This is a genomic window from Pseudomonas sp. PA-6-3C, from assembly GCF_021605825.1.
Classification (GTDB): domain Bacteria; phylum Pseudomonadota; class Gammaproteobacteria; order Pseudomonadales; family Pseudomonadaceae; genus Aquipseudomonas; species Aquipseudomonas edaphica.
On the sequence record NZ_WKDV01000002.1, the window covers coordinates 32,656 to 58,879 of the forward strand.

The 26,224-nt window shown below is 60.3% G+C and carries 28 protein-coding genes and 1 pseudogene; 14 read left to right on the forward strand and 15 right to left on the reverse strand.

Annotated elements, in window-relative coordinates:
• Window positions 1-10: 10 nt before the first annotated feature.
• The 5 genes from GIW48_RS01995 to dadA form a co-directional block, all read right to left on the reverse strand.
• A complete protein-coding gene (locus GIW48_RS01995; RefSeq protein WP_236460719.1) occupies window positions 11-427 on the reverse strand; it encodes a c-type cytochrome in 417 nt (138 codons plus the stop codon).
• Between the two features lie 181 nt (window positions 428-608).
• Complete coding sequence (locus GIW48_RS02000) at window positions 609-1,157, reverse strand: cupin domain-containing protein (protein ID WP_017135864.1); 549 nt, start codon at window positions 1,155-1,157, stop codon at window positions 609-611.
• A 116-nt stretch (window positions 1,158-1,273) separates the two neighbouring features.
• The gene (gene alr, locus GIW48_RS02005) at window positions 1,274-2,347 is read right to left on the reverse strand and encodes an alanine racemase (RefSeq protein ID WP_170036713.1); all 1,074 of its coding nucleotides are present in this window, start codon (window positions 2,345-2,347) and stop codon (window positions 1,274-1,276) included.
• A gap of 79 nt (window positions 2,348-2,426) precedes the next feature.
• The gene (locus GIW48_RS02010) at window positions 2,427-2,780 is read right to left on the reverse strand and encodes a RidA family protein (RefSeq protein WP_017135862.1); all 354 of its coding nucleotides are present in this window, start codon (window positions 2,778-2,780) and stop codon (window positions 2,427-2,429) included.
• Window positions 2,752-4,056, reverse strand: coding sequence for a D-amino acid dehydrogenase (gene dadA, locus GIW48_RS02015; protein WP_236460716.1), 1,305 nt, complete (start codon window positions 4,054-4,056; stop codon window positions 2,752-2,754). Before dadA ends, GIW48_RS02010 begins: the two co-directional genes overlap by 29 nt.
• Window positions 4,057-4,212: 156 nt before the next feature.
• Here dadA and GIW48_RS02020 point away from each other — a divergent pair, with 156 nt between their 5' ends.
• Window positions 4,213-4,701 (forward strand): Lrp/AsnC ligand binding domain-containing protein, encoded by a 489-nt coding sequence (locus GIW48_RS02020; protein WP_003176896.1) that lies wholly within the window; start codon window positions 4,213-4,215, stop codon window positions 4,699-4,701.
• Window positions 4,702-4,774: 73 nt separating this feature from the next.
• On the opposite strand, the gene GIW48_RS02025 is transcribed toward GIW48_RS02020, so the two are convergent.
• Entirely contained in the window at window positions 4,775-5,128 is a 354-nt protein-coding gene (locus GIW48_RS02025; protein ID WP_017135860.1) for a YkgJ family cysteine cluster protein, read from the reverse strand.
• Window positions 5,129-5,243: 115 nt separating this feature from the next.
• On the opposite strand from GIW48_RS02025, the gene GIW48_RS02030 reads away from it, so the two are divergent.
• Window positions 5,244-6,536, forward strand: coding sequence for an NAD(P)/FAD-dependent oxidoreductase (locus GIW48_RS02030; protein ID WP_099550266.1), 1,293 nt, complete (start codon window positions 5,244-5,246; stop codon window positions 6,534-6,536).
• Here GIW48_RS02030 and GIW48_RS02035 read toward each other — a convergent pair whose 3' ends face one another.
• Window positions 6,537-6,761 carry a DUF1127 domain-containing protein gene (locus GIW48_RS02035; RefSeq protein WP_236460718.1) on the reverse strand — a complete coding sequence of 75 codons (225 nt, stop codon included), beginning with the start codon at window positions 6,759-6,761 and terminating at the stop codon, window positions 6,537-6,539.
• A gap of 166 nt (window positions 6,762-6,927) precedes the next feature.
• Between GIW48_RS02035 and GIW48_RS02040 the strand changes: the two genes are divergently transcribed.
• Window positions 6,928-8,352, forward strand: coding sequence for an aminotransferase-like domain-containing protein (locus tag GIW48_RS02040; protein ID WP_068933817.1), 1,425 nt, complete (start codon window positions 6,928-6,930; stop codon window positions 8,350-8,352).
• 61 nt (window positions 8,353-8,413) lie between these two features.
• Complete coding sequence (locus GIW48_RS02045) at window positions 8,414-9,982, forward strand: phospholipase D family protein (RefSeq protein ID WP_236460715.1); 1,569 nt, start codon at window positions 8,414-8,416, stop codon at window positions 9,980-9,982.
• Between the two features lie 127 nt (window positions 9,983-10,109).
• Here the strand turns inward: GIW48_RS02045 and GIW48_RS02050 are convergent, their stop codons facing one another.
• The gene (locus GIW48_RS02050; protein ID WP_169988070.1) at window positions 10,110-11,252 is read right to left on the reverse strand and encodes an MFS transporter; all 1,143 of its coding nucleotides are present in this window, start codon (window positions 11,250-11,252) and stop codon (window positions 10,110-10,112) included.
• A 180-nt stretch (window positions 11,253-11,432) separates the two neighbouring features.
• Window positions 11,433-12,926: an aldehyde dehydrogenase gene (locus tag GIW48_RS02055; RefSeq protein WP_017135854.1), complete on the reverse strand. Its 1,494-nt coding sequence runs from the start codon at window positions 12,924-12,926 to the stop codon at window positions 11,433-11,435.
• 230 nt (window positions 12,927-13,156) lie between these two features.
• Between GIW48_RS02055 and GIW48_RS02060 the strand changes: the two genes are divergently transcribed.
• Entirely contained in the window at window positions 13,157-13,519 is a 363-nt protein-coding gene (locus GIW48_RS02060) for a cupin domain-containing protein (protein ID WP_236460714.1), read from the forward strand.
• 71 nt (window positions 13,520-13,590) lie between these two features.
• Here the strand turns inward: GIW48_RS02060 and rpmG are convergent, their stop codons facing one another.
• Window positions 13,591-13,746, reverse strand: a complete 156-nt coding sequence (gene rpmG, locus GIW48_RS02065) for a 50S ribosomal protein L33 (RefSeq protein ID WP_003176906.1) — start codon at window positions 13,744-13,746, stop codon at window positions 13,591-13,593.
• A gap of 11 nt (window positions 13,747-13,757) precedes the next feature.
• Window positions 13,758-13,991: a 50S ribosomal protein L28 gene (gene rpmB, locus GIW48_RS02070; RefSeq protein WP_003176907.1), complete on the reverse strand. Its 234-nt coding sequence runs from the start codon at window positions 13,989-13,991 to the stop codon at window positions 13,758-13,760.
• Between the two features lie 458 nt (window positions 13,992-14,449).
• Here rpmB and GIW48_RS02075 point away from each other — a divergent pair, with 458 nt between their 5' ends.
• A complete protein-coding gene (locus GIW48_RS02075) occupies window positions 14,450-16,042 on the forward strand; it encodes an ABC transporter substrate-binding protein (RefSeq protein ID WP_017135852.1) in 1,593 nt (530 codons plus the stop codon).
• Between the two features lie 57 nt (window positions 16,043-16,099).
• Here GIW48_RS02075 and radC read toward each other — a convergent pair whose 3' ends face one another.
• Window positions 16,100-16,774, reverse strand: a complete 675-nt coding sequence (gene radC / locus GIW48_RS02080) for a RadC family protein (RefSeq protein ID WP_017135851.1) — start codon at window positions 16,772-16,774, stop codon at window positions 16,100-16,102.
• A gap of 143 nt (window positions 16,775-16,917) precedes the next feature.
• Here radC and coaBC point away from each other — a divergent pair, with 143 nt between their 5' ends.
• From coaBC to argB, 4 genes and pseudogenes are all read left to right on the forward strand, one after another.
• Window positions 16,918-18,126 (forward strand): bifunctional phosphopantothenoylcysteine decarboxylase/phosphopantothenate--cysteine ligase CoaBC, encoded by a 1,209-nt coding sequence (gene coaBC, locus GIW48_RS02085; protein WP_015886530.1) that lies wholly within the window; start codon window positions 16,918-16,920, stop codon window positions 18,124-18,126.
• A 5-nt stretch (window positions 18,127-18,131) separates the two neighbouring features.
• Window positions 18,132-18,587, forward strand: a complete 456-nt coding sequence (gene dut / locus GIW48_RS02090; protein ID WP_099550262.1) for a dUTP diphosphatase — start codon at window positions 18,132-18,134, stop codon at window positions 18,585-18,587.
• 240 nt (window positions 18,588-18,827) lie between these two features.
• Window positions 18,828-20,249, forward strand: a pseudogene (locus GIW48_RS02095) (phosphomannomutase/phosphoglucomutase); the annotation flags it as partial.
• A 20-nt stretch (window positions 20,250-20,269) separates the two neighbouring features.
• Complete coding sequence (gene argB / locus GIW48_RS02100; protein WP_015886532.1) at window positions 20,270-21,175, forward strand: acetylglutamate kinase; 906 nt, start codon at window positions 20,270-20,272, stop codon at window positions 21,173-21,175.
• Window positions 21,176-21,343: 168 nt separating this feature from the next.
• Here argB and pyrE read toward each other — a convergent pair whose 3' ends face one another.
• Complete coding sequence (gene pyrE, locus GIW48_RS02105; RefSeq protein WP_236460713.1) at window positions 21,344-21,988, reverse strand: orotate phosphoribosyltransferase; 645 nt, start codon at window positions 21,986-21,988, stop codon at window positions 21,344-21,346.
• Between the two features lie 82 nt (window positions 21,989-22,070).
• Here pyrE and GIW48_RS02110 point away from each other — a divergent pair, with 82 nt between their 5' ends.
• Entirely contained in the window at window positions 22,071-22,850 is a 780-nt protein-coding gene (locus tag GIW48_RS02110) for an exodeoxyribonuclease III (protein WP_003176915.1), read from the forward strand.
• Window positions 22,851-22,908: 58 nt separating this feature from the next.
• On the opposite strand, the gene GIW48_RS02115 is transcribed toward GIW48_RS02110, so the two are convergent.
• Together GIW48_RS02115 and rph are read right to left on the reverse strand one after the other, a co-directional pair.
• Window positions 22,909-23,277, reverse strand: a complete 369-nt coding sequence (locus GIW48_RS02115) for a DUF4870 domain-containing protein (protein WP_017135847.1) — start codon at window positions 23,275-23,277, stop codon at window positions 22,909-22,911.
• Between the two features lie 22 nt (window positions 23,278-23,299).
• Complete coding sequence (gene rph / locus GIW48_RS02120) at window positions 23,300-24,022, reverse strand: ribonuclease PH (protein ID WP_003213280.1); 723 nt, start codon at window positions 24,020-24,022, stop codon at window positions 23,300-23,302.
• 219 nt (window positions 24,023-24,241) lie between these two features.
• Between rph and GIW48_RS02125 the strand changes: the two genes are divergently transcribed.
• The 3 genes from GIW48_RS02125 to rpoZ all read left to right on the forward strand — a co-directional run bounded on the left by GIW48_RS02125 (window position 24,242) and on the right by rpoZ (window position 26,167).
• Window positions 24,242-25,105 (forward strand): YicC/YloC family endoribonuclease, encoded by an 864-nt coding sequence (locus GIW48_RS02125; RefSeq protein WP_017135846.1) that lies wholly within the window; start codon window positions 24,242-24,244, stop codon window positions 25,103-25,105.
• Between the two features lie 10 nt (window positions 25,106-25,115).
• Window positions 25,116-25,736 carry a guanylate kinase gene (gmk, locus tag GIW48_RS02130; protein ID WP_010168203.1) on the forward strand — a complete coding sequence of 207 codons (621 nt, stop codon included), beginning with the start codon at window positions 25,116-25,118 and terminating at the stop codon, window positions 25,734-25,736.
• 167 nt (window positions 25,737-25,903) lie between these two features.
• Window positions 25,904-26,167 (forward strand): DNA-directed RNA polymerase subunit omega, encoded by a 264-nt coding sequence (gene rpoZ / locus GIW48_RS02135; protein ID WP_003176920.1) that lies wholly within the window; start codon window positions 25,904-25,906, stop codon window positions 26,165-26,167.
• Window positions 26,168-26,224 lie beyond the last annotated feature (57 nt).

Sequence of the window (26,224 nt, forward strand, 5' to 3'; positions counted from 1 at the left end):
GCTTAACTTTTTACTTCAATCCAGACATCTTCTCGATTGCACCTTTAAGCTCGTCATCCGAGCAATCGGCGCATGTACCTTTTGGCGGCATGGCGTTCAAGCCGGTGATCGCCTTGGCCAGCAGGCCATCGAGGCCGCCTTGATGATCGGCGCGGTCTTTCCAGGCCGCGCTGTCACCGATCTTCGGTGCGCCCAGCAAACCCGTGCCGTGGCACGCATTGCAGTGCTTGGCAATCACTTCATCCGGCGTCTTCGCGCCGCCGCCGCCGCCCGCAGCCACGGCAACTTCCATCCCTTTGCATTCCTGGCCCTGGACACACACCTGGCCGACAGACTCCAGGCGCTTGGCAATTTCATCATTGGTCGCAGCTTGAGCGCTGACAGCCCATAGGGCCAGTACGGTTGCTGGTGCAGCCAGCATTTTCATAATTAGGTTCACGCGTTCACCCTCAATGGTGGCTATTCACGCCTGCGGCCACGGTTTCGCAGGCGGCGAAAGTATAACGGTTAGCCCGTCATGCCGAAACAACCCTATTAAATAAAGGGAGATTCGGCCTCACGGTTACAGCAACGGGTGTGTCTGCAACGCTGGCAGCACGCCTCTTCTGTCAAAAGTTCGCAGGTGTGGCTGCGCTGATTAGCCGCGCCGGCACGTCGAACGGGTTGCGAAAACGATGCGGCTTGGTGCTTTCAAAGTAGTAGCTATCGCCGGCTTCGAGCACAAAAGTTTCAAGACCGACCACCAACTCCAGGCGACCTTCCACCAGAATCCCGGTTTCTTCGCCTTCGTGGGTGAGCATTTCTTCGCCCGTGTCGGCGCCCGGCGGGTAGATCTCGTTGAGAAACGCGATCGCCCGGCTGGGGTGCGCGCGCCCGACGAGTTTCATGGTGACGGCGCCGTCCGAGATGTCGATCAGCTCATTGGCTTTATAGACGATCTGCGTCGGTTTTTCCTGGAGGATCTCCTCGGAAAAGAACTCGACCATGGACATGGGGATGCCGCCCAGCACCTTGCGCAAGGAACTGATCGAGGGGCTGACACTGTTTTTTTCGATCATCGAAATGGTGCTGTTGGTGACACCCGCGCGCTTGGCGAGCTCACGCTGGGAAAGACCTTTGAGTTTACGGATGGATTGCAGTCGTTCGCCGACGTCCAATGCAGGAGCCTCCTAGGATTCAGGCTTTGTTGTAGTTGAGCGTTATCATGGCGACAGCGTTCAGTATTTACAACACTTGGGCCTAAATCCCGGTGGGCTCTGCTCGTAGGCGCGGCTTAAGCCCCGCAATAGAGCCTTGGTACGCGGCGCAGGTTGCAGAAAATCTGGTAGGGGATGGTTTCGGCAGCCGCCGCCACGTCACTGGCAAGGATATTTTTGCCCCACAGCTCCACGGGGGAACCGAGCCCGGCCTGGGGCACGTCGGTGAGGTCAACGCAGAGCATGTCCATGGACACTCGGCCCAGCAACTGGCTGCGCTGGCCTGCCACCAGCACTGGCGTGCCGGTCGGTGCATGGCGCGGGTAGCCGTCGGCATAGCCCATGGCAACCACGCCGACGCGCATCGGTTTTGGCGTGATGAACTTGGCGCCGTAACCGATCGGCTCACCGGCCGGCAATTCACGCACGCAGATGACTTTCGATTCCAGGGTCATCACCGGCTGCAAACGCGCAGCGATGGCCTGGTCCTCACCAAACGGCGTGGCACCGTAGAGCATGATGCCTGGGCGCACCCAGTCGCTGGACATATTCGGCCAGCCCATCACCGACGGCGAATTACGCAGGCTGACCTCGGCCGACAACCCTTGGCGCGCCGCTTCAAACACCGCCACTTGCTCGTCACTGCGCACGCAATCGAGTTCATCGGCGCGGGCGAAGTGGCTCATCAGTACGATCCTGGCCACTTTGCCGCTGGCCAGCAGGCGCTGGTACGCCTCGTGGTAATCCTTGGGGTGCAGGCCCACGCGGTGCATGCCCGAATCGAGCTTGAGCCAAATGGTCAGCGGTTTGCTCAGCCGGGCTTGTTCGATGGCTTCCAACTGCCACAACGAATGCACCACGCACCAAAAATCATGTTCGATGATCAGCGGCAGTTCGTCAGCTTCGAAAAAACCTTCCAGCAGCAATACCGGCGCACGAATCCCGGCAGCCCGCAGCTCCAATGCCTCCTCGATGCACGCCACCGCAAACCCATCCGCCTCGGCTTCCAGCGCCTGGGCCACACGTACGGCACCATGGCCATAGGCATCCGCCTTGACCACGGCGAGGGCTTTGGCCCCCGTCAGTTCACGGGCCAGTTGGTAGTTGTGGCGCAGGGCTTGGAGGTCGATCAGGGCACGGGCAGGACGCATGGCGGCAGGCTTCTAGGCGGTAAAGTGAAGAAAAACCGGCGCCGACTATCAGCCACGGCGCCGGGGGAAAAAGCTACGTTTAAGGCAGCGCAGCCACCACGGACAGCTCTACCAGAATTTCTGGTTCGCACAGTTTGGCCTCAACCGTGGCACGGGCCGGGGCCACGCCTTTAGGCAGCCACTTGTCCCACACCGCGTTCATGCCGGCGAAGTCGGCGTCGATGTCTTTGAGGTAGATCGTCACCGACAGCAACTTGGTTTTGTCGGTGCCGGCCAGGTCCAGCAAACGTTCGATATTGGCCAGGGTTTCGCGGGTCTGCTGTTCAATCCCGGCATTCATGTCGTCGCCGACCTGCCCTGCCAGATACACGGTACCGCTGTGAACAACGATCTGGCTCATGCGCTCATTGGTGAGCTGGCGCTGGATTGACATGTTTTGCGGACTCCTGGTGGTTGCTGCCGTAACGGGAAATATCGAGACCTTCGGCGCTGATCTGCGGCGTTTTTTTCGCCATCAGGTCAGCCAGCAAACGGCCAGAGCCGCACGCCATGGTCCAGCCAAGGGTGCCGTGGCCGGTGTTCAGGAACAGGTTCTTGAACGGGGTGGCACCGACAATCGGCGTGCCGTCGGGTGTGGTCGGGCGCAGGCCGGTCCAGAAAGTGGCTTCGGTCAAATCGCCGCCCTGAGGATAAAGGTCGTTGACGATCATCTCCAGGGTTTCACGTCGACGAGGGTTCAGCGACAGGTCAAAACCGGCTATTTCAGCCATGCCGCCGACGCGGATGCGGTTGTCGAAACGGGTGATCGCGACCTTGTAGGTCTCATCCAGAATGGTCGAAGTCGGCGCCATCGCCGGGTTGGTGATCGGCACGGTCAGTGAGTAACCCTTGAGCGGATACACCGGCGCCTTGATCCCCAGCGGCTTGAGCAGCTTGGGCGAGTAACTGCCCAGGGCCAGTACGTAACGGTCGGCGGTTTCCAGCTTGCCATCGATCCACACGCCATTAACGCGATCACCGGCGTAATCAAGGCGCTGGATGTCCTGTTCGAAACGGAATTCCACGCCCAATTGCTTGCACATGTCCACCAGACGCGTGGTGAACATCTGGCAGTCGCCGGTCTGGTCGTTGGGCAGGCGCAGGGCGCCGGCGAGGATATCGGTGACGCTGGCCAGGGCTGGCTCAACGCGGGCAATGCCGGCGCGGTCGAGCAGCTCGAACGGCACGCCGGATTCTTTCAATACGGCGATGTCTTTGGCCGCACCATCCAATTGCACCTGGGTGCGGAACAACTGGGTAGTACCCAGGCTGCGGCCTTCGTAGGCGATGCCGGTTTCGGCGCGAAGTTCGTCAAGGCAGTCACGGCTGTATTCGGACAGGCGCACCATGCGCTCTTTGTTCACCGCGTAACGGCTCTGGGTGCAGTTGCGCAGCATCTGCGCCATCCACAGGTACTGATCGATATCGGCGGTGGCTTTGATCGCCAGTGGCGCGTGGCGTTGCAGTAACCACTTGATGGCCTTGAGCGGCACGCCTGGCGCGGCCCAGGGCGAGGCATAACCCGGCGACACCTGGCCTGCGTTGGCGAAACTGGTTTCCATGGCAGCGGCGGGCTGACGGTCGACCACAACCACTTCAAAGCCGGCCCGCGCCAAATAGTAGGCACTGGTCACCCCAATGACGCCGCTACCCAAGACCAGAACGCGCATTTTTATATCCTCATCACGGGCTTAGCCGCTGACGTGTGTTATTCGAGCAATGATGGGCGCAGTGTAAAAAACAATGACCAGTGCATTTCACTATATAAATGCCTATATTTGGCGACAATTCTCGGCAAAAACCCTTTTCACAGAGGCGTATCCCCTATGCGTACCAACACCCAGACCAAGCGGGAGCTGGACAAGATCGACCGCAATATCCTGCGCATCCTGCAAACCGATGGGCGTATTTCGTTTACGGAGCTGGGGGAAAAGGTCGGGCTGTCGACCACGCCGTGCACCGAGCGGGTCCGCCGCCTGGAGCGCGAAGGGATCATCATGGGCTACAACGCTCGGCTCAACCCGCAGCATTTGAAGGGGAGTTTGCTGGTATTTGTCGAGATCAGCCTGGATTACAAGTCGGGCGACACCTTTGAGGAATTCCGCCGCGCCGTGCTGAAGCTGCCCCATGTGCTGGAGTGCCACTTGGTGTCAGGCGACTTCGACTACCTGGTGAAAGCGCGGATCTCCGAGATGGCCTCGTACCGCAAATTGCTCGGCGATATCTTGCTCAAGCTGCCGCATGTGCGCGAGTCCAAGAGCTATATCGTGATGGAAGAGGTGAAAGAGAGCCTCAATCTGCCGATCCCCGACTGACCAAATGACACAATTCGGTCAAATGTGGGAGCTGGCTTGCCTGCTCCCACATTTTTTTGATCCAGTACATCCGTCAGACCAGTACTTGCCGGGTACTCGCCATGTATTCGTGAATTTGCTTCTCAACCCTAGGGTGAATCAACTCCACCGGCCGCCGCCCATTCGGGCACGGCAACGTCTTGGTAGTGCCAAACAGCCGGCAAATCAGCGGCCGCTCGTCATACACGGTGCAGCCATTCGGCCCCAGGTGCACACAGTTCAGCTCGTCCATGGCAGCCTCCTGCTCGGCGGCAGTCTTGCGTGGCAGGCGCGACATTTCCTCGGGTGAGGTGGTCACCGGCCCACAGCAGTCGTGGCAGCCGGGGACGCACTCGAACGAAGGGATCTGCCTGCGCAGCGCGCTGATTTTCTGGCTGTTGCAACTCATCAAAACACTTACCGAACGGCGAATAAGCGTGGATTCTGACGCAAAACGTGCTGCGCAGACAGCTTCGTCCGACCGCTGTATCCTGCGTCAAATTTTCCAAACAGGGATGCTCCCCATGACCGCCAGCGCCCGGCACACCGCTTCCTACTACGCCGCCAGCAGCGTTTCACAGCCCGACTACCCGGCGTTGATGGGCGAAGTGCGCGCCGATGTGTGCGTGATTGGCGGCGGCTATTCCGGCCTAAACACAGCGCTTGAGCTGGCTGAACGCGGCTTTAGCGTGGTGCTGCTGGAAGCGCGCAAGCTCGGCTGGGGCGCCAGCGGCCGCAACGGCGGCCAGCTGATTCGCGGTGTCGGCCACGGCCTGGACCAGTTCAGCAACGTGATCGGCAGCGACGGCGTGCGCCAGATGAAGCTGATGGGCCTGGAAGCCGTGGAGATCGTGCGCGAGCGAGTCGAGCGCTATCAGATCCCCTGCGACCTGACCTGGGGTTACTGCGACCTCGCCAACAAACCCCGCGATCTGATCGGCCTGGCCGAAGACGCCGAAGAACTGCGCAACCTCGGTTATCGCCATGAAGTACGTCTGCTGCAAGCCAACGAGATGAGCAGCGTGATCGGCTCCGAGCGCTATGTAGGCGGCATGATCGACATGGGTTCCGGCCATTTGCACCCGCTGAACCTGGCCCTCGGCGAAGCCGCCGCCGCGCAGCAGCTGGGCGTGAAGCTGTTTGAGCAGTCCGAAGTGACGCGCATCGACTACGGCCCCGAGGTCAACGTGCACACTGCCAATGGCAACGTGCGCGCCAACACCCTGGTGCTGGCCTGCAACGCCTACCTCAACGGCCTGAACCCGCAATTGAGCGGTAAGGTGCTGCCCGCCGGCAGCTACATCATCGCCACCGAACCCTTGAACGAAGCCCAGGCCGCCAGCCTGCTGCCGCAGAACATGGCGGTGTGCGATCAACGCGTGACCGTGGATTACTTCCGCCTGTCCGCCGACCGCCGCCTGCTGTTCGGCGGAGCCTGCCACTATTCCGGCCGCGACCCGCAGGACATCGGCGCCTATATGCGCCCCAAAATGCTCAAGGTGTTCCCGCAACTGGCGGACGTGAAGATCGACTACCAATGGGGCGGCATGATCGGCATCGGCGCCAACCGCCTGCCGCAGATTGGCCGGCTGGCCGACCAGCCAAACGTGTATTACGCCCAGGCCTACGCCGGCCATGGCCTCAACGCCACGCACCTGGCCGGCAAGCTGCTCGCCGAGGCAATCAGCGGCCAGCAGCAGGGCCGTTTCGATTTGTTCGCCCAGGTGCCGCACATCACCTTCCCCGGCGGCAAACATCTGCGCTCGCCGCTGTTGGCGCTGGGGATGCTCTGGCACCGCTTCAAAGAGCTGCTCTGATCAGTCGCGCCAGAACGGCTTCATGCCTTCCTGGCGCGCCTGTTCGGCAGTCAACCCGACGTCAAGCAGTTGCTCACCGGTCAGGTGCAGCAAGGCTTTGCGCGTGTAGCGGCGGTGCCAGAACAGACTCCAGCGGCTGATATCGCGAGGCAACTTCGCCCGCTCCTGCCCTGCCTGCAATTGCTGACTGTGTAACATCAGCCGCACATCGCTCATGCCGTTCATCGTGTTGCCCCTCATTTGCCTGTTGCCATGAGTGACTAGGATGGGCGCACGGGCAAAACCATTACAGATTCAACCAATCTTTATTAAATCCATACAGATACTGCCCATGAAGGGCTGAATCCTGTATTTTGCGCCTATCTGTACTGGTCCCCTCGGAGCGATCACCATGACCCTCTACGTCAACCTCGCCGAATTACTGGGCACGCGCATCGAGCAGGGCTTCTATCGCCCCGGTGATCGCTTGCCTTCCGTGCGGGCCTTGAGTGTGGAACACGGAGTGAGCCTGAGCACCGTGCAACAAGCCTACCGATTGCTGGAAGACAACGGCCTGGCGATGCCCAAGCCCAAGTCGGGCTACTTTGTGCCGGTCGGACGCGAGTTGCCGGCGCTGCCGGAAATCGGCCGCCCGGCACAGCGCCCGGTGGAAATCTCGCAGTGGGACCAGGTGCTGGAACTGATTCGCGCCGTGCCGCGCAAAGACGTCATACAGATGGGCCGTGGCATGCCGGACGTATTGTCGCCGACCATGAAGCCCCTGCTGCGCAGCCTGGCCCGGGTGAGCCGTCGCCAGGACCTGCCGGGGCTGTATTACGACAATATCCTTGGCTGTATGGAGTTGCGTGAGCAGATCGCTCGACTGTCTCTGGATTCCGGCTGCCAGTTGACCGCCGAAGATATCGTGATCACCACCGGCTGCCATGAAGCGCTCTCCGCCAGCATCCACGCGATTTGCGAGCCTGGCGATATTGTTGCGGTCGACTCGCCAAGCTTTCACGGCGCGATGCAAACCCTCAAAGGTCTGGGCATGAAGGCTCTGGAAATCCCCACCGACCCCATCACCGGCATCAGCCTCGAAGCACTGGAGCTGGCACTGGAACAGTGGCCGATCAAGGTCATCCAGCTGACCCCCAACTGCAATAACCCGCTGGGTTACATCATGCCCGAGGCACGCAAACGCGCACTGCTAACCCTGGCCCAGCGCTTTGACGTGGCGATTATTGAAGACGATGTGTACGGCGAATTGGCCTACAGCTACCCGCGTCCGCGCACGATCAAATCTTTCGACGAAGATGGCCGTGTGCTGCTGTGCAGCTCGTTCTCGAAAACCCTGGCGCCCGGCCTGCGCATCGGCTGGGTAGCGCCAGGGCGCTATCTTGAGCGGGTGTTGCACATGAAATACATCAGCACCGGTTCCACAGCGACGCAACCGCAGATCGCCATAGCCGAGTTCCTCAAAAACGGTCACTTCGAGCCGCATTTGCGGCGGATGCGCACCCAATACCAGCGCAATCGCGACTTGATGCTCGATTGGGTCAGCCGTTATTTCCCCGCCGGCACCCGTGCCAGCCGGCCCCAAGGTAGCTTCATGCTGTGGGTAGAACTGCCGGAGGGCTTTGATACCCTGAAACTCAACCGTGTGCTGGTAGAACAAGGTGTACAGGTGGCGGTGGGCAGCATCTTTTCCGCCTCCGGCAAATACCGTAATTGCCTGCGCATGAACTACGCTGCCAAGCCAACGCCGCAGATCGAAGAGGCAGTGCGCAAGGTCGGGGCCGCCGCGATGAAGATGCTTGCCGAGGTGACCGACTGACCTTTCCCCGCAATCTGCCGTCATATCCCACAACCGCCCTGACCTGGAAGCAGTGCCTTTGATGATTCGACGGCTTTTACCGTTTTTGCTGCTGGGCGCCCTGACGCTGAGTGGCTGCGCCACGGTCGATGCACCGCGCATCCCCAGCGACGCCCTGCCTGCGGCGCAATCCTCGTTCGGGCGCTCGATCCAGGCCCAGGCGGCGCCGTACCAAGGTCGTTCGGGCTTTCGCCTGTTGCCCAACAGCAGCGAAGCCTTCATGGCCCGTGCCGAACTGATCCGCAATGCTCAGAGCAGCCTCGACCTGCAGTACTACATCGTGCACGACGGCATCAGCACGCGCATGCTCGTGGATGAACTGCTCAAGGCCGCCGACCGTGGTGTGCGCATCCGTATCTTGCTGGACGACACCACCAGCGACGGCCTCGATCAGGTTATCGCCACCCTCGCCGCCCACCCGCAGATCCAGATTCGCCTGTTCAACCCGCTGCACCTGGGCCGCAGCACCGGCGTGACGCGGGCGATGGGCCGGCTGTTCAACCTGTCGCTGCAACACCGGCGCATGCACAACAAGCTGTGGCTGGCGGATAACAGCGTGGCCATTGTCGGCGGGCGCAACCTGGGCGACGAGTATTTCGATGCCGAGCCCAATCTCAACTTCACCGATATCGACATGCTCAGCGTCGGCCCGGTGGCCGAGCAGCTCGGGCACAGCTTTGATCAGTACTGGAACAGCGCGCTGAGCAAGCCCATTGACGACTTCGTCTCAAGCACCCCGTCCAAGGGTGACCTGAACGCCGCACGCGCACGCCTGCAAGACTCGTTGGCTGAGTCGCGCCAGCAGAACCACGCCCTCTATAACCGCTTGCGCACTTACCAGACACAACCGCGCATGGACATCTGGCGTCGCGAGCTGATCTGGGCCTGGAACCAGGCGTTGTGGGATGCGCCGAGCAAAGTGCTGGCCAAGGCTGACCCTGATCCACGCTTACTGCTAACCACTCAGCTGGCGCCGGAGCTGGAAGGCGTCAGCCATGAGCTGATAATGATTTCGGCGTATTTCGTGCCGGGGCAACCCGGGCTGGTGTACCTGACCGGGCGCGCCGATGCGGGCGTGTCAGTCAGCCTGCTGACCAACTCCCTCGAAGCCACCGACGTGCCTGCCGTACACGGCGGCTACGCGCCCTATCGCAAGGCGTTGCTGGAACACGGCGTGAAACTCTATGAGCTGCGCCGCCAACCGGGCGATGCGGGCGGTGGCAGTGGCCCACACTTGTTTCGCCGAGGCGCCTTCCACGGCTCGGACTCCAGCCTGCACAGCAAGGCGATGATCTTTGATCGGCAAAAGTCGTTTATCGGCTCGTTCAACTTCGACCCGCGCTCGGTGCTGTGGAACACCGAAGTCGGGGTGCTGGTAGACAGCCCCGAACTGGCGGAACACGTGCGCAACCTGGCGCTGCAAGGCATGGCGCCAGCGTTGAGCTATGAGGCGAAATTGCAGAATGGCCAGGTGGTGTGGGTGACCGAGGATAACGGCCAATTGCACACCCTGACGCGGGAGCCGGGCAGTTGGTGGCGCAGGTTTAATGCCTGGTTCGCCACCAGTGTTGGCCTGGAGCGCATGCTGTAAGAACAACAGGGTCAACTGTGGGAGCCGGGCTTGCCCGCGATAGCTGAGTATCAGGCGCCATTTGGGCAAGCTGACACACCGCTATCGCAGGCAAGCCAGCTCCCACAGTTGATTGCATTTCAAATGCTTAGGCAGGCTGTGCGGCGCCGAATGCGCCCTGGCGCAGTAGCAACACCACCAGCCCCAGCGCCCCGGCCGCCATCAGCAACGGCAGCGCATGCCCGCTGACCCATTGGCTGCCCGCGCCCGCCACCAGAGGCCCGATCAGGCAACCGATGCCCCACAGCTGCGCTACGTGAGCATTGGCACGCACCAGCGCATCGTCGCGATAACGCTCGCCGATCAGGATCAGCGACAAGGTGAACAACCCACCGGCACTCGCGCCAAAGATCACCCACACCGGCCAGATCAACTGCGTATGCAATAGCAAAGGAATCGCCAGGCTTGAGGCCAGCAACAACACCGCGCAGCTCAAGAACAAGGTGCGCCGCGGCAAGTAATCGGCCAAAGCGCCAATGGGCAATTGCAACAGCGCATCACCGACCACCACGGTGCTGACCATGGCCAAGGCAATCTCGGCGGTGAAACCCTGCTGCAGGCAATACACCGGCAGCAGCGTCAGAATCATCGCCTCGAACGCGGCGAACAAGGCGACCGCCCAGGCAATTGCCGGCAGCGTCAGGCAGAAACGCCACAGGTCACTGAACGTCACGCTGAAGGACTCGGCGGTTGGGGCACCGGAACGCCCTAGCAGCAACAGCGGCGCGACCACCAACAAGCCAACGCCCACCCAGAAGCCATAGTCATGGTCAGTGCCGAGTACGCCCAGCAGCAACGGGCCCGACAATTGGCTCAAGGCATAGCTGCAACCGTACAGCGCCACCAGGCGGCCACGCCATTGCTCGACCACCAACTGGTTGATCCAGCTTTCACCCAGGATAAACACAATGGTCAGGATCACGCCGATCATCAGCCGCAGCACCAGCCACACCGGGTAGCTGGGTAGTATTGCCAGCAAGCCGATGGAGATGGCACCGGCCCACAGGCACAGCCGCATCAGGTTGGCGGTGCCCAGCCACGAGGCCAGCCGGCTGGAGACCTTCGCGCCGAGCAGTACGCCAAAAGCCGGCATGGCGGCCATCACGCCAATGGCGAAGCTGCCATAACCCCAGCCTTCGAGACGCAGGGACACCAGCGGCATGCTCACGCCCAAGGCCAGGCCGACGCTGAGGACAGAGGCCAGCACGGCGAAATAAGTCGCCCAACGCATTTCCACGCTCCTGTGGATAATTATCAAGATCACACAAAACAGTGTGGGAGCGGGCTTGTGTGGGAGCCGGGCTTGCCCGCGATGCAGACACCTCGGTTTATCTGTTACACCGAGTTGATGCTATCGCAGGCAAGCCAGCTCCCACGCAAACCGGCTCCCACATTTGACCTGCGGTGTTGCTTACAGCTTGATCCAGGTCGATTTCAGCTCGGTGTACTTGTCGAACGCGTGCAGCGACTTGTCGCGACCGTTACCCGACTGTTTGAAACCACCAAAGGGTGCGGTCATGTCGCCGCCGTCGTATTGGTTGACCCACACGCTACCGGCGCGCAAGGCCTTGGCAGTCAGGTGTGCCTTGGAGATATCAGCGGTCCACACGGCTGCGGCCAGGCCATAAATGGTGTCGTTGGCAATAGCGACCGCCTCTTCGGCGCTGTCGAATGTGATAACCGACAGCACTGGGCCGAAGATTTCTTCCTGGGCGATCTTCATGGCGTTGGTCACGCCGTCGAAAATCGTCGGCTCCACATAGGTGCCACCAGTTTCTTGCAGGGTGCGCTTGCCGCCCGCCACCAGCTTGGCGCCGTCGGCATGGCCAGCTTCGATGTACGACAGCACGTTATTCATCTGCTGGGTGTCCACCAGGGCACCGACGTTGGTCGCCGGGTCCAGCGGGTTACCTGGCTTCCAGCCCTTGAGAGCCTCGATCACCAGCGGCAGGAATTTGTCTTTGATGGAGCGCTCGACCAGCAGGCGCGAGCCGGCGGTGCAGACCTCGCCCTGGTTGAAGGCGATGGCGCCCGCGGCAGATTCGGCGGCGGCTTGCAGGTCCGGCGCATCAGCAAACACGATATTCGGGCTCTTGCCGCCCGCTTCCAGCCATACACGCTTCATGTTCGACTCGCCGGAGCGGATCAACAGTTGCTTGGCGATTTTCGTGGAACCGGTAAACACCAGGGTGTCGACGTCCATGTGCAGCGCCAGCGCGTTGCCGACGGTGTGGCCGTAGCCCGGCAGCACGTTCAACACGCCTTTAGGGATGCCGGCCTCAACGGCCAGGGCCGCGATGCGGATGGCAGTCAGTGGGGATTTTTCGGACGGCTTGAGGATCACCGAGTTACCGGTGGACAGCGCAGGGCCGAGTTTCCAGCAGGCCATCATCAGCGGGAAGTTCCACGGCACGATGGCGCCCACTACGCCGACCGGCTCGCGGGTCACCAGACCCAACTGGTTGTGCGGGGTGGCGGCGACTTCGTCGTAGATCTTGTCGATCGCCTCGCCGCTCCAGCTAAGGGCGTTGGCGGCGCCAGGCACATCAATTCCCAGGGAGTCGGTGATCGGCTTGCCCATGTCCAGGGTTTCGAGCAGCGCCAGTTCTTCGGCATTGGCGTTGAGCAGCGCGGCGAAACGGATCATGACGGCTTTGCGTTTGGCCGGCGCCAGGCGAGACCAGACACCGGAATTGAACGTAGCGCGGGCGTTCTCGACAGCGCGCTGGGCGTCGGCGGCGTCGCAGCTGGCAACGGTAGCCAGCAGACGGCCATCGACCGGGCTGATGCATTCGAACGTGTCACCGGAAACAGCAGCGGTGTACTCACCATTGATGTAGGCGCGGCCTTCGATCTTCAGATCCTTGGCGCGTTGTTCCCAATCGGCACGGGTCAGGGTGGTCATGCGAGTGTCCTCCTCTTATTGAATACAAGGGCCAGGTGATGTCCCCCGGCAGCCTCAAAGAATTCTTGCCCGGCCAGCCTGCTGTTCGGCTCAAGGCAGCTGCCACCCTAAACCAGCGGCTGGGGGTGTTTCAATATATTTGACATAACGGCGGTAAACGCCCTTGCGATGTTCATTTTAATAAACATAGACTTTGGGCTCTCCAACCGCAGGCCAGACGGGACACGCACATGAGCATCCAGGATATCGTCGACTTCAGCCAAGCCAGCACCACCCCGGACCGCTACCGCCCGGCCGCCGAAAAAATCCTCAAGGGCGACCCCGAGCAGACCATTTATAACCACTACAACAGCCCGTGCGGCCAGATGAACGCCGGCGTGTGGGAAGGTGAAGTCGGGCAGTGGAAGGTCAATTACAGCGAGCATGAGTATTGCGAGATTGTGCAGGGGGTTTCGGTACTGCGTGATGCCGACGGCAATGCCAAGACCTTGCGTGCCGGCGACCGTTTCGTGATTCCTGCCGGGTTCAGCGGCACCTGGGAAGTGCTGGAGCCGTGCCGCAAGATCTACGTGGTGTTCGAGCAGAAAGCCTGATCAGCACATTTCAGGCAAAAAAAAGCCCGTCTCGTGAGAGACGGGCTTTTTTTCACAAGGAAGAAAATCAATTACTTGATTTTGCCTTCTTTGTAGATCACGTGCTTGCGAACGCGCGGGTCGAACATTTTCTTTTCGAGCTTGTCCGGGGTAGTACGCTTGTTCTTGTCGGTAGTGTAGAAGTGACCAGTACCGGCGCTAGAGATCATTCGAATCAATTCACGCATGATAAAGCTCCTTAAATCTTGCCAGCGGCGCGGATTTCGGCCAGCACGACAGTGATGCCACGCTTGTCGATGATACGCATGCCTTTGGCAGATACACGCAGGCGAACAAAACGTTTCTCTTCTTCAACCCAGAAGCGGTGATGCTGCAGGTTCGGCAGGAAACGACGACGGGTTTTGTTATTTGCGTGGGAAATGTTATTCCCAGTCACCGGACCCTTACCGGTAACTTGACAGACTCTCGACATGCCTCAGCCCTCTAAAACCACATGCCCAACCCGGCATGGGTTGGCCGCTTAATCTCTCAGTCATTTGGCGCCAGGCGCCGCGTTTCTTTAAGGGTCTTACCGGCTACACCTACAGTGAAGGAACCGGGCCCCTAGAAAAGAGCGCTGCTTTATACCAGAAAGACCCCAATGCAACAACAGCCCGTGTGTTTTTACCGGCGTAAATCTTGGCAATAGACGCCCGAACCGTTGCCAGGAGGGGCCGCTGTAACAGCCGACCACTCGTCGCACAGAATGATTTACCGCGCTCGCCCGCACACAAAAGTACAAGGCGAAACGCGCTGAGGCGCCATCAAAACAGCATTTGCGCCAAAAGCACAGGCAAAAATGGGCTAGTCATTTATCAATCAGACCACTACGGTAGGCTTTTTCCAGACTGCACTCGCAGATGGGCCTTCGATCTGCAAAGGAAACCGAATATGCGCCTCGCTGCCCTACCGCTATTGCTCGCCCCTCTATTTATCGCGCCGCTGGCCTCTGCCGCCACCAATCTGAGCGTTTGCACCGAGGCCAGCCCCGAAGGGTTCGATGTGGTGCAGTACAACTCGCTGACCACCACCAACGCCTCGGCCGACGTGCTGATGAACCGCCTGGTGGACTACGACGCCACGGCCGGCAAGCTGGTGCCGAGCCTGGCGGACAGCTGGCAAGTGTCGCCCGATGGTCTGACCTACACCTTCAAACTGCACCCGAACGTGAAGTTCCACCGCACCGAGTACTTCAATCCAAGCCGCACCCTGACTGCCGAAGACGTACGCTTCAGCTTTGAACGCATGCTCGACCCGGCCAACCCATGGCACAAGATCGCCCAGAGCGGCTTCCCCCATGCGCAGTCGCTGCAACTACCCGCATTGGTCAAGAAGATCGATGCTCTCGACCCATTAACCGTACGCTTCACCCTGGATCACGCCGACTCCACCTTCCTCGCCGCCTTGAGCATGGGTTTTGCCTCGATCTACCCGGCCGAATACGCCGACAAACTGCTCAAGGCCGGCACCCCGGAAAAACTCAACAGCCAGCCAATCGGCACCGGCCCGTTCGTGTTTGTACGGTTCCAGAAGGATGCCGTGGTCCGCTATAAAGCCAACCCGGATTACTTTGCTGGCAAACCGGCTGTGGATAACTTGATCTTCGCCATCACCCCGGATGCCAACGTGCGCCTGCAAAAGCTGCATCGCGATGAATGCCAGATCGCCCTGTCGCCCAAGCCACTGGATGTGAGTGAAGCCGAGAAAGATCCTGCACTCAAAGTAGAAAAAACCCCGGCCTTCATGACCGCATTCGTCGCGATCAACAGCCAGCACCCGCCACTGGACAAGCCCGAAGTGCGCCAGGCAATCAACCTGGCCTTCGACAAAGACAGCTACCTCAAGGCCGTATTTGAAGGCACCGCCGAAGCAGCCAATGGCATTTACCCACCCAATACCTGGAGTTACGCCAAGGACTTGCCAGGTTATCCACAGAACATCGCCAAGGCCAAGACGCTGCTGGAGCGCGCCGGACTCAAGAACGGCTTCAAGACCACAATCTGGACTCGCCCCACTGGCAGCCTGCTGAACCCCAACCCCAACCTCGGTGCCCAGTTGCTGCAAGCGGACCTGGCCAAAGTCGGCATCCAGGCCGAGATTCGCGTAATCGAATGGGGCGAACTGATCCGCCGCGCCAAAGCCGGCGAACATGACCTGCTGTTCATGGGCTGGGCCGGCGACAACGGCGACCCGGATAACTTCCTCACCCCGCAGTTCTCGTGCGCAGCGGTAAAATCCGGCACCAACTTCGCCCGCTACTGCGACCCGGCCCTGGACAAGCTGATCAGCGCCGGCAAGACCACCAGTGAACAAGGCGTGCGCAGCAAGTTGTACCAACAGGCCCAGGCTCAGATTCAGCAGCAGGCATTGTGGCTGCCATTGGCACACCCCACCGCATTCGCCCTGACGCGCAAGAATGTTGACGGCTACCAGGTGAGCCCGTTTGGGCGCCAGGATTTCTCCAAGGTCAGCGTCAAGCCCTAAGCTGCAAGCTGCAAGCCGCTTGTGGCTTGCAGCTTCAACCTTGCAGCTGCTCCCATCCTACAACCAGCCGTATTCCGCCATCGACAGCGGGTCGCCATCTCCCACGATGATGTGGTCGAGCACCCGCACATCTACCGACTCCAAGGCCTTTTGCAATATTTTGGTTAATTTTCGATCAGCCGCACTTGGCTCGACGCTCCCGGACGGATGGTTGTGGCACAGGATAAGAGCCGCCGCGTTGTAAGCGAGCGCGCGCTTGACCACTTGTCGCGGATAAACGATGGCCGCGTCGATGGTGCCCTCAAATAGCGCCTCAAAGCCCAGCACCCGGTGCTTTGAGTCAAGAAACAGGCAGCCGAATATTTCGTGGGGCTCGTGGCGCAGCAAGGCCTTGAGGTACTCACGTACGGCCAGCGGGCTTTCCAGCACCGAGTCGGCACGCAAGCGTTCGGCCATATGCCGCCGAGACATTTCCAGCACCGCCTGCAACTGGGCAAATTTCGCCGGCCCCAGCCCCAAGTGCTGGCTGAACAGCGTCTGGCTGGCCTCCAACAACGGGCGCAGGCCACCGAATTGCGCCAATAGATGGCGCGCCAGGTCGACTGCGCTTCTGCCGGAAACCCCGGTACGCAGGAAGATCGCCAACAACTCGGCATCCGACAGACTCGCCGCGCCCCATTCCAAAAGCTTCTCCCGTGGGCGTTCCGCCACAGGCCAATCGCGAATACTCATCCCGCCTCCCTCTGCACGTGCGCCGCTGTTGCCTGACGGTCGCTGTGTTATCTTAAGCCCTCTTTTTTGCATGTGATTTCCCCTGGGGAGGGGGCATCGCAGGCGTCACTGAACTGGCATCACTGAACTGGAAAGGCAAACCAATGCAGCGTCTGTATCGGAAACGCATCGTTCTCGGCGTCGGCGGCGGCATTGCCGCCTACAAGAGCGCAGAACTGGTTCGCAGGCTCCTGGACCAGGGCGCCGAAGTGCGCGTGGTCATGACCCGTGGTGGCAGTGAGTTCATCACCCCGCTGACCATGCAGGCCTTGTCTGGGCACCCGGTTCACCTGGACCTTTTGGACCCGGCGGCCGAAGCTGCCATGGGCCACATCGAGCTGGCAAAATGGGCCGACCTGGTGTTGATCGCCCCGGCCACCGCCGACCTGATCGCCCGCCTGGCCCAAGGCATTGCCGATGACCTGCTGACCACTCTGGTACTGGCCACCGACGCCACCGTCGCCATCGCACCGGCCATGAACCAGGCCATGTGGCGCGACCCGGCCACCCAGGCCAACACCCAGCTCCTGCAAAGCCGCGGCCTTAAAGTGTTTGGCCCGGCTTCCGGCAGCCAAGCCTGTGGCGACGTGGGCATGGGCCGCATGCTTGAGGCTACTGACCTCGCGCTGTGTGCCGCCGAGTGCTTTCAGCACCTGGCTCTCACGGGCAAACATGTGCTGATTACCGCCGGCCCGACCCAGGAAAACATCGACCCGGTGCGTTACATCACCAACCATAGCTCAGGAAAAATGGGCTTTGCCTTGGCGGAAGCCGCGGTCGAGGCAGGCGCACGCGTCACCCTGATCACCGGCCCGGTGCACTTGCCAACCCCTGATCGCGTTACGCGAATCGACGTAGTCAGCGCCCGGGACATGCTGGCGGCCTGTGAAGCGGCCATTCCCTGCGACCTGTTTATCGCCTCGGCAGCGGTTGCAGACTACCGCCCGGAAGTTGTCGCCCCGCAAAAGCTTAAGAAAGACCCTACAAGCGGCGACGGCCTGCTCCTGCAAATGGTGCGCAACCCGGACATCCTGGCCACCATCGCCACGCGCCCGGACCGCCCGTTCAGTGTCGGTTTCGCCGCCGAAACCGAGCACTTGCTGGACTACGCCGCACGCAAATTGAAAGACAAAAACCTCGACCTGATCGTTGCCAATGATGTCGCCAACCCGAGCATCGGCTTCAACAGCGAGGAAAACGCCTGCAGCGTGATCGACCGCGAGCTGCACGCCACCCTTTTCGCCCAGACCAGCAAGGGCAAGATTGCCCGCCAACTGATCTCATTTATCGCCCAACGGCTGAACCAGGTTTAATTTACATGCACGCTTTGCAAGCCAAGATCCTCGACCCCCGCATCGGCAACGAATTTCCTCTGCCGGCCTATGCCACTCCGGGCTCCGCCGGCCTGGACCTGCGCGCCATGCTCAAGGAAGACACCGTCCTTGAGCCAGGCCAGACAATCCTGATTCCTACCGGCCTGTCGATCTACGTCGGCGACCCAGGCCTGGCGGCATTGATCCTGCCGCGCTCCGGCCTGGGCCACAAACATGGCATCGTGCTGGGCAACCTCGTAGGCCTGATCGATTCGGACTATCAGGGCGAATTGATGGTGTCGTGCTGGAACCGTGGCAACACCGCGTTCAACATCGCTGTCGGCGAGCGCATCGCCCAGTTGGTGCTGGTACCGGTGGTACAGGCACACTTCGAACTGGTGCAGGAGTTCGACGAAACTCAGCGCGGCGCAGGTGGTTTTGGGCATTCCGGCAGCCACTGACTAAGCTGAACCTTGCCGGATGCAGTTGTCCGGCAAGACGCCACCGCATGGCTATTCAGGATGAAGAATGTGCGGATTTATTCAGCGAAATTTCCACAATGAAATCAATGCATTACGCGTTTTCCCAAAGTGCCTCAGCACGCCGATGGCATTTTTGCACCACGAACTCTCTGCCGAAAACACCGTCATACCCTTCAGTTTGAGCCTGCCGGTCAGCCACTTTAAGGCCAGCCTTGCCCCCTTCAGATGGAGTTCACCCCCGCGATGAGTACCGCAGCCCGAGTAGCCCCGACATTCCCCGACAGCATCTTCCGCGCCTACGACATTCGTGGCGTGGTGCCCAAGACCCTGACCGCCGAAACCGCCTACTGGATCGGCCGCGCCATCGGAGCCCAGAGCCTGGCCCAGGGCGAACCTAATGTCTCGGTAGGCCGTGATGGCCGCTTGTCCGGCCCGGAGCTGGTGGAACAACTGATCCAGGGCCTCGCTGACAGCGGTTGCCACGTCAGCGACGTCGGCCTGGTGCCGACACCAGCGCTGTACTACGCGGCCAACGTACTGGCCGGTAAGTCCGGGGTGATGCTCACCGGCAGCCATAATCCCTCGGACTACAACGGCTTCAAGATCGTGATTGCCGGTGACACCCTGGCCAACGAACAGATCCAGGCCCTGCACGACCGCCTCAAGACCAACGACCTGACCAGCGGCAAAGGCAGTGTCACCAAAGTCGACATTCTGCAGCGCTACTCTGACCAGATCACCGGCGACGTCAAACTCGCGCGCCGCCTGAAAGTGGTGGTGGACTGCGGCAACGGCGCGGCTGGCGTGATCGCTCCGCAACTGCTCGAAGCCCTCAACTGTGAAGTGATCCCGCTGTTCTGCGACGTCGACGGCAACTTCCCCAACCATCACCCGGACCCAGGCAAGCCTGAAAACCTGGTGGACTTGATCGCCAAGGTCAAGGAAACCGGCGCCGACGTGGGCCTGGCGTTCGACGGTGACGGCGACCGTGTTGGCGTGGTGACCAACACCGGCGAAAACGTGTTCGCCGACCGCCTGCTGATGCTGTTTGCCCGTGACGTGGTGGCGCGCAATGCCAACGCCGAAATCATCTTCGACGTGAAGTGCACCCGCCGCCTCACGCCGTTGATCAAGGAATATGGCGGTCGCCCGCTAATGTGGAAGACCGGTCATTCGTTGATCAAAAAGAAAATGAAGGAAACCGGCGCACTGTTGGCCGGTGAAATGAGCGGCCACGTGTTCTTCAAAGAGCGCTGGTTCGGTTTCGACGACGGCATTTACAGCGCCGCCCGTCTGCTGGAGATCCTCAGCAAGGAAAAATCCACGGCGCAAGAGCTGTTTCAGACCTTCCCGAACGATATTTCTACGCCAGAGATCAATATACATGTGACCGAGGAGAGCAAATTCAGCATCATTGACGCACTGCACGATGCGCAATGGGGCGAAGGCGCCAACCTGACCACCATTGATGGTGTGCGAGTCGATTACGCCAAAGGCTGGGGCCTGGTTCGCGCGTCCAACACCACACCGGTGCTGGTCCTGCGTTTCGAGGCGGATACCGAGGCTGAGTTGCAGCGCATCAAGGACGTGTTCCACGCCCAGTTGAAACGTGTTGCCCCTGATCTCCAATTACCGTTCTGATTTTTTTACCGGAGCCCTGAATGACCCTCGAACGCGAAGCCGCTGCCAACACTGCCAAGGTCCTGTCCGAAGCGTTGCCTTACATTCGACGCTACGTCGGCAAGACGCTGGTGATCAAGTACGGCGGCAATGCCATGGAAAGCGACGAGCTGAAAACCGGTTTTGCCCGCGACATCGTGTTGATGAAAGCCGTGGGGATCAACCCGGTGGTCGTCCATGGTGGCGGCCCGCAAATCGGCGACCTGCTCAAGCGCTTGTCGATCGAGAGTCACTTCATCGATGGCATGCGCGTCACCGACGCGCAGACCATGGACGTGGTGGAGATGGTCCTTGGCGGCCAGGTCAACAAGGACATCGTTAACCTGATCAACCGCCATGGCGGCAGTGCCATCGGCCTGACCGGCAAGGACGCGGAACTGATCCGCGCGAAAAAGCTGACGGTGACCCGCCAGACGCCGGAAATGACCCAGCCGGAAATCATCGACATCGGCCAGGTAGGCGAAGTAATCGGCATCAACACCGACTTGCTGAACCTGTTGGTCAAGGGCGACTTCATCCCGGTGATCGCGCCCATCGGCGTGGGCGCCAACGGTGAGTCCTACAACATCAACGCCGATCTGGTCGCCGGTAAAGTGGCTGAAGCACTGAAAGCCGAGAAGCTGATGCTGCTGACCAACATCGCCGGGCTGATGGACAAGGAAGGCAAGGTATTGACCGGTTTGACCACTCAACAAGTGGACGAGCTGATTGCCGATGGCACCATCTACGGCGGCATGCTGCCGAAGATCCGTTGCGCGCTGGAAGCCGTGCAAGGCGGCGTGGGCAGTTCGCTGATCCTGGATGGCCGCGTGCCGAATGCGATCCTGCTGGAAATCTTCACCGATACGGGTGTGGGTACGCTGATCAGTAACCGCAAGCGGCCTTAAACGCCAAAAACCAAAAGGCCCCGCTCAATCCAATTGAGCGGGGCCTTTTTTGTTTTCACAGTTCCAATGTGGGAGCTGGCTTGCCTGCGATGACGGCGGCACATTCAAGAACTGCACCGCCTGACATACCGCTATCGCGGGCAAGCCCGCTCCCACAGGGGTTCGGTGTCAGACGCCGAACTGCTCACGGTACGCACGCACTGCAGGCAAATGCTGCTTGAGCTGCGCGTCATCTTCCAGGTATTGCAGCACTTGGTTCAACGAAACAATGCTCACCACCGGAATACCGAAATCACGCTCCACTTCCTGGATTGCCGACAACTCACCGTTGCCGCGCTCCTGGCGGTTCAGCGCGATCAGCACGCCGGCGGCCTTGGCACCTTCCTGGGACGCGATGATCTGCATCACTTCACGGATGGCGGTGCCGGCGGTGATCACATCGTCGATGATCAGCACGTCGCCCTTGAGTGGCGCACCGACCAGGCTGCCGCCTTCACCATGAGCCTTGGCCTCTTTGCGGTTGAAGCACCATGGCAAATCCCGCTCATGATGTTCAGCCAGGGCCACGGCCGTAGCGGCCGCCAGAGGGATGCCCTTGTAGGCTGGCCCGAACAACACGTCGAAGGAAATACCGCTATCGACGATGGCTGCCGCATAGAAACGACCCAGCTGAGCCAGGGCCGAACCCGAGTTGAACAGGCCTGCATTGAAGAAGTAAGGGCTGGTGCGCCCGGACTTCAAAGTGAACTCACCGAAGCGTAAAACGCCGCGATCGATGGCAAAACGAATGAAATCGCGTTGATACGCCTGCATGAAAAAAGCCTCAGATACCACGGATTTAGCTAATTAGGTAGACGGCGTGTATCATACACGCACGCGATTTTTGGGGCCATTTATGCGGATCATCAGTGTGAACGTCAATGGTATTCAGGCTGCAGTCGAGCGTGGTTTGCTCAGTTGGCTGCAAGCACAGAATGCCGACGTCATCTGCCTGCAGGACACCCGCGCCTCCGCCTTTGAACTGGACGACCCAGCCTTCCAACTGGATGGCTACTTCCTTTATGCCTGTGATGCCGAAGTCCCTGCCCAAGGTGGCGTGGCTCTGTACTCACGGTTGCAACCCAAGGCGGTCATCAGCGGCCTCGGCTTCGAGACAGCCGACCGCTACGGGCGCTACCTGCAAGCCGATTTCGACAAGGTCAGCATCGCGACCTTGCTGCTCCCTTCGGGGCAGAACGGCGATGAAGACTTGAACCAGAAGTTCAAGCTAATGGACGATTTCGCCCGTTATCTGGATAAACAGCGACGCAAACGTCGCGAGTACATTTACTGTGGCTCGCTGTACGTGGCGCAACAGAAGCTGGATATCAAGAACTGGCGTGACAGCCAGCAATCACCGGGTTTCCTGGCGCCGGAACGGGCCTGGATGGACGAGATTGTCGGCAACATGGGCTATGTGGATGCCCTGCGCGAAGTCAGCCGTGAAGGCGACCAGTACAGCTGGTGGCCGGATAACGAACAGGCTGAGATGCTCAACCTGGGCTGGCGTTTTGACTACCAGTTGCTGACCCCAGGTCTGCGCCGGTTCGTTCGCAGCGCACGTCTGCCGCGTCAGCCGCGTTTTTCGCAGCACGCGCCGCTGATCGTGGACTACGACTGGACGCTGACCATCTAAGGTCTTTTTCCGGGCACAAAAAAACCGACATCGCTGTCGGTTTTTTTGTGCCTGCTCATTATTTGACCACTCGCCAGGTCAAGGGGTAGCGATAGGCAATCCCCTTGTTGGCCTTGATGCTACCGATGATCGTCAGCACCACCGTGGCGATTGCCAGGGCAAACATCAGGAAAAACCCGATCACCGCGAAGGCCAGCACAATGCACGCCATCCAGGCGATGGCTACGGTGATCTGGAAGTTCAGGGCTTCCTTGCCCTGATCATCAATGAACGGGTCCACTTCCTTCTTCATCTGCCACAGGATCAGCGGCCCCACGACACTGCCGAAAGGGAACACAAACCCCAGAAACGCCGCGAGATGACACAACATGGCTCCCTGGCGCACTTCGTAGGAAGGCGTAGGTACGGGCATTTGGCTGTCATTCATGGCGCTTCTCCTTGAGGCAGGCTCAGTCGGCCAGTGCGGCGTTCTGCAGTTCGAAGATTTCGGTCATGCCTTTCTGGGCCAGGGCGAGCATGGCGTTCAGGTCGGCTGGCTGGAATGGCGCGCCTTCGGCGGTGCCCTGCACTTCGATGAAACCACCGGTGCTGGTCATCACTACGTTCAGGTCGGTCTCGGCGGCCGAATCTTCCAGGTAGTCCAGGTCCAGCACAGGCTCGCCCTGATACATGCCAACCGACACAGCGGCGATCATCTGCTTGAGCGGGTCGCCGCCTTTGAGGCCGCCGCGCTTCTTGATCACTTTAAGCGCATCTACCAGGGCCACCATGGCGCCAGTGATGGAGGCGGTGCGGGTGCCGCCGTCAGCCTGGATCACGTCGCAGTCGACGTACAGGGTCACGTCGCCCAGCTTGGACATGTCCAGGGCTGCGCGCAGCGAGCGGCCGATAAGGCGCTGGATTTCCAGGGTGCGACCGCCTTGCTTGCCACGGCTGGCTTCACGCTGGTTACGCTCGCCGGTAGCGCGCGGCAGCATGCCGTACTCGGCAGTCAACCAACCCTGACCTTGGCCTTTAAGGAAGCGCGGCACGCCGTTTTCGACGCTGACGGTGCAGATCACTTTGGTATCGCCAAACTCGACCAGTACAGATCCCTCGGCGTGTTTGGTGTAGTTGCGGGTAATGCGGATCGAGCGGAGCTGATCGGCAGCGCGACCACTTGGACGTTTCATAGGGGATACCTGTACGAAGGACGAAAAACTGCCGAGCATTATAGAGCCGCGAACCGTTTCGGGGCACTTCTAAAAAATTCGGTTACGAATGGCCTGGTCGGCGCCCATTGTTTGGGCGCGCTCGCCCCACTGCGCTACAATCCTGCGCCTTCGCAGCCTGTCGGCTTCAAAATTTACCCATCAGCCCGCATTTGCGGGTCTGCATCGCGAGGTACTTCCATGGTGCACAGCATGACCGCCTTCGCCCGCGTCGAAAAAGCCGGCGCCCAGGGCACCCTGAGCTGGGAACTGCGCTCGGTCAACAGCCGCTACCTGGAGCCGCACCTGCGCCTGCCGGAATCCTTCCGCGACCTCGAAGGCGCCGTGCGTGAAGCGTTGCGCCAGGGTATCTCGCGGGGCAAGCTGGAATGCACCCTGCGTTTTACCGAAGAAACCACCGGCAAGCCGCTGCAGGTCGACCGCGATCGCGCCGCGCAACTGGTAGCCGCCGCCGAAACCATCGCCAGCCTGATCAAGCAACCGGCCGCGCTGAACCCGTTGGAAGTGCTGGCCTGGCCCGGCGTACTGGTGGCCGACGCCACCGACCCGCAAGCCCTCAATGCCGAAGCCCTCGCCCTGTTCACCCAGGGCTTGAAGGAACTCAAGGCCGGCCGCGAGCGCGAAGGCGCCGAACTGGCCCGCCTGATCAATGAGCGCCTGACTTCGATCGAAGAAGACGTGGTCACCCTGCGTGAGCTGGTGCCGCAGATGCTCGCCACCCAGCGCCAGAAGGTTCTGGACCGCTTCACCGACATGAAGGCCGACCTCGACCCGGTGCGCCTGGAGCAGGAAATGGTGCTGCTGGCGCAAAAGAGCGACGTAGCCGAAGAACTCGACCGCCTGAGCACCCACATCCTCGAAGTGCGCCGCGTACTCAAATCAGCGGGTGCCGCCGGTCGGCGCCTGGACTTCCTGATGCAGGAACTCAACCGCGAAGCCAATACACTGGGTTCCAAGGCGTTTGATCCGCGCAGCACCACGGCTGCGGTCAACCTCAAAGTGTTGATCGAGCAGATGCGCGAACAAGTACAGAATATTGAGTAAGGCAACTTCCATGACCCACAGCACCGGCACCCTTTACATCATTTCTGCGCCATCGGGCGCGGGCAAGAGCAGCCTGGTCAAAGCCTTGACCGACGCCGACGAGCAAATCCGCATTTCGGTCTCGCACACCACCCGCGCCATGCGCCCAGGTGAAGTGAACGGCGTGCACTATCACTTCGTCGAGCGCACCGAGTTCGTCAAGATGATCGAACACGGCGACTTTCTGGAGCGCGCGGAAGTGTTCGGCAACCTCTATGGCACCTCGCAAAGCCACCTGCAGCAGACGCTGGACGAAGGCCACGACCTGATCCTGGAGATCGACTGGCAGGGCGCCGAACAAGTGCGCCAACTGATGCCCAAGGCGCGTTCCATCTTCATCCTGCCGCCGTCTTTGGAAGCGTTGCACCAGCGCCTGACCAACCGCGGCCAGGACAGCGACGAGATCATCGAAGGCCGCATGCGCGAAGCCGTCAGCGAAATGAGCCACTACGTCGACTACGACTACCTGATCATTAATGACGATTTTGCCCACGCACTGGATGACTTGAAGGCGATTTTTCGCACCAATCAGCTCCAGCAAAAGCGCCAACAGCAGCGTTTTGGCAAATTACTCGCTGAACTGCTTGGTTGATTGGCGCTTCCCAAAACCGCTGCAAGGGCTTTACATTGGCACTTGTAGCGGTTTTGCGAGGGCGCGGGGAAAATCAGCGCTTCCCTAAACGCTGGTGATTTTTTAAACTGTTTAGTCCGCTCGCCCAACCGGGCAGCGCGCATCTTGCATTCGCTCCGAGGAATACCATGGCCCGCGTAACCGTTGAAGACTGCCTAGAACACGTGGATAACCGCTTTGAGCTGGTCATGCTCTCTACCAAGCGTGCCCGTCAACTGGCCACCGGCGGCAAAGAGCCCCTGGTCCAGTGGGAAAACGACAAGCCTACCGTTGTAGCCCTGCGTGAAATCGCTGAAGGCCTTATGAGCTACGAGTTCATCGCCAACGCTGAAATCGTTGAAGACGAACCGCTGTTTGCAGCGTTCGAGGACGAGTCCAACGAGGCCGTCTAAGCCTATGCCTGGTCGACGTAGCACGGCGCGGGGTCACAGCCAACGGCAGGAGTTCAT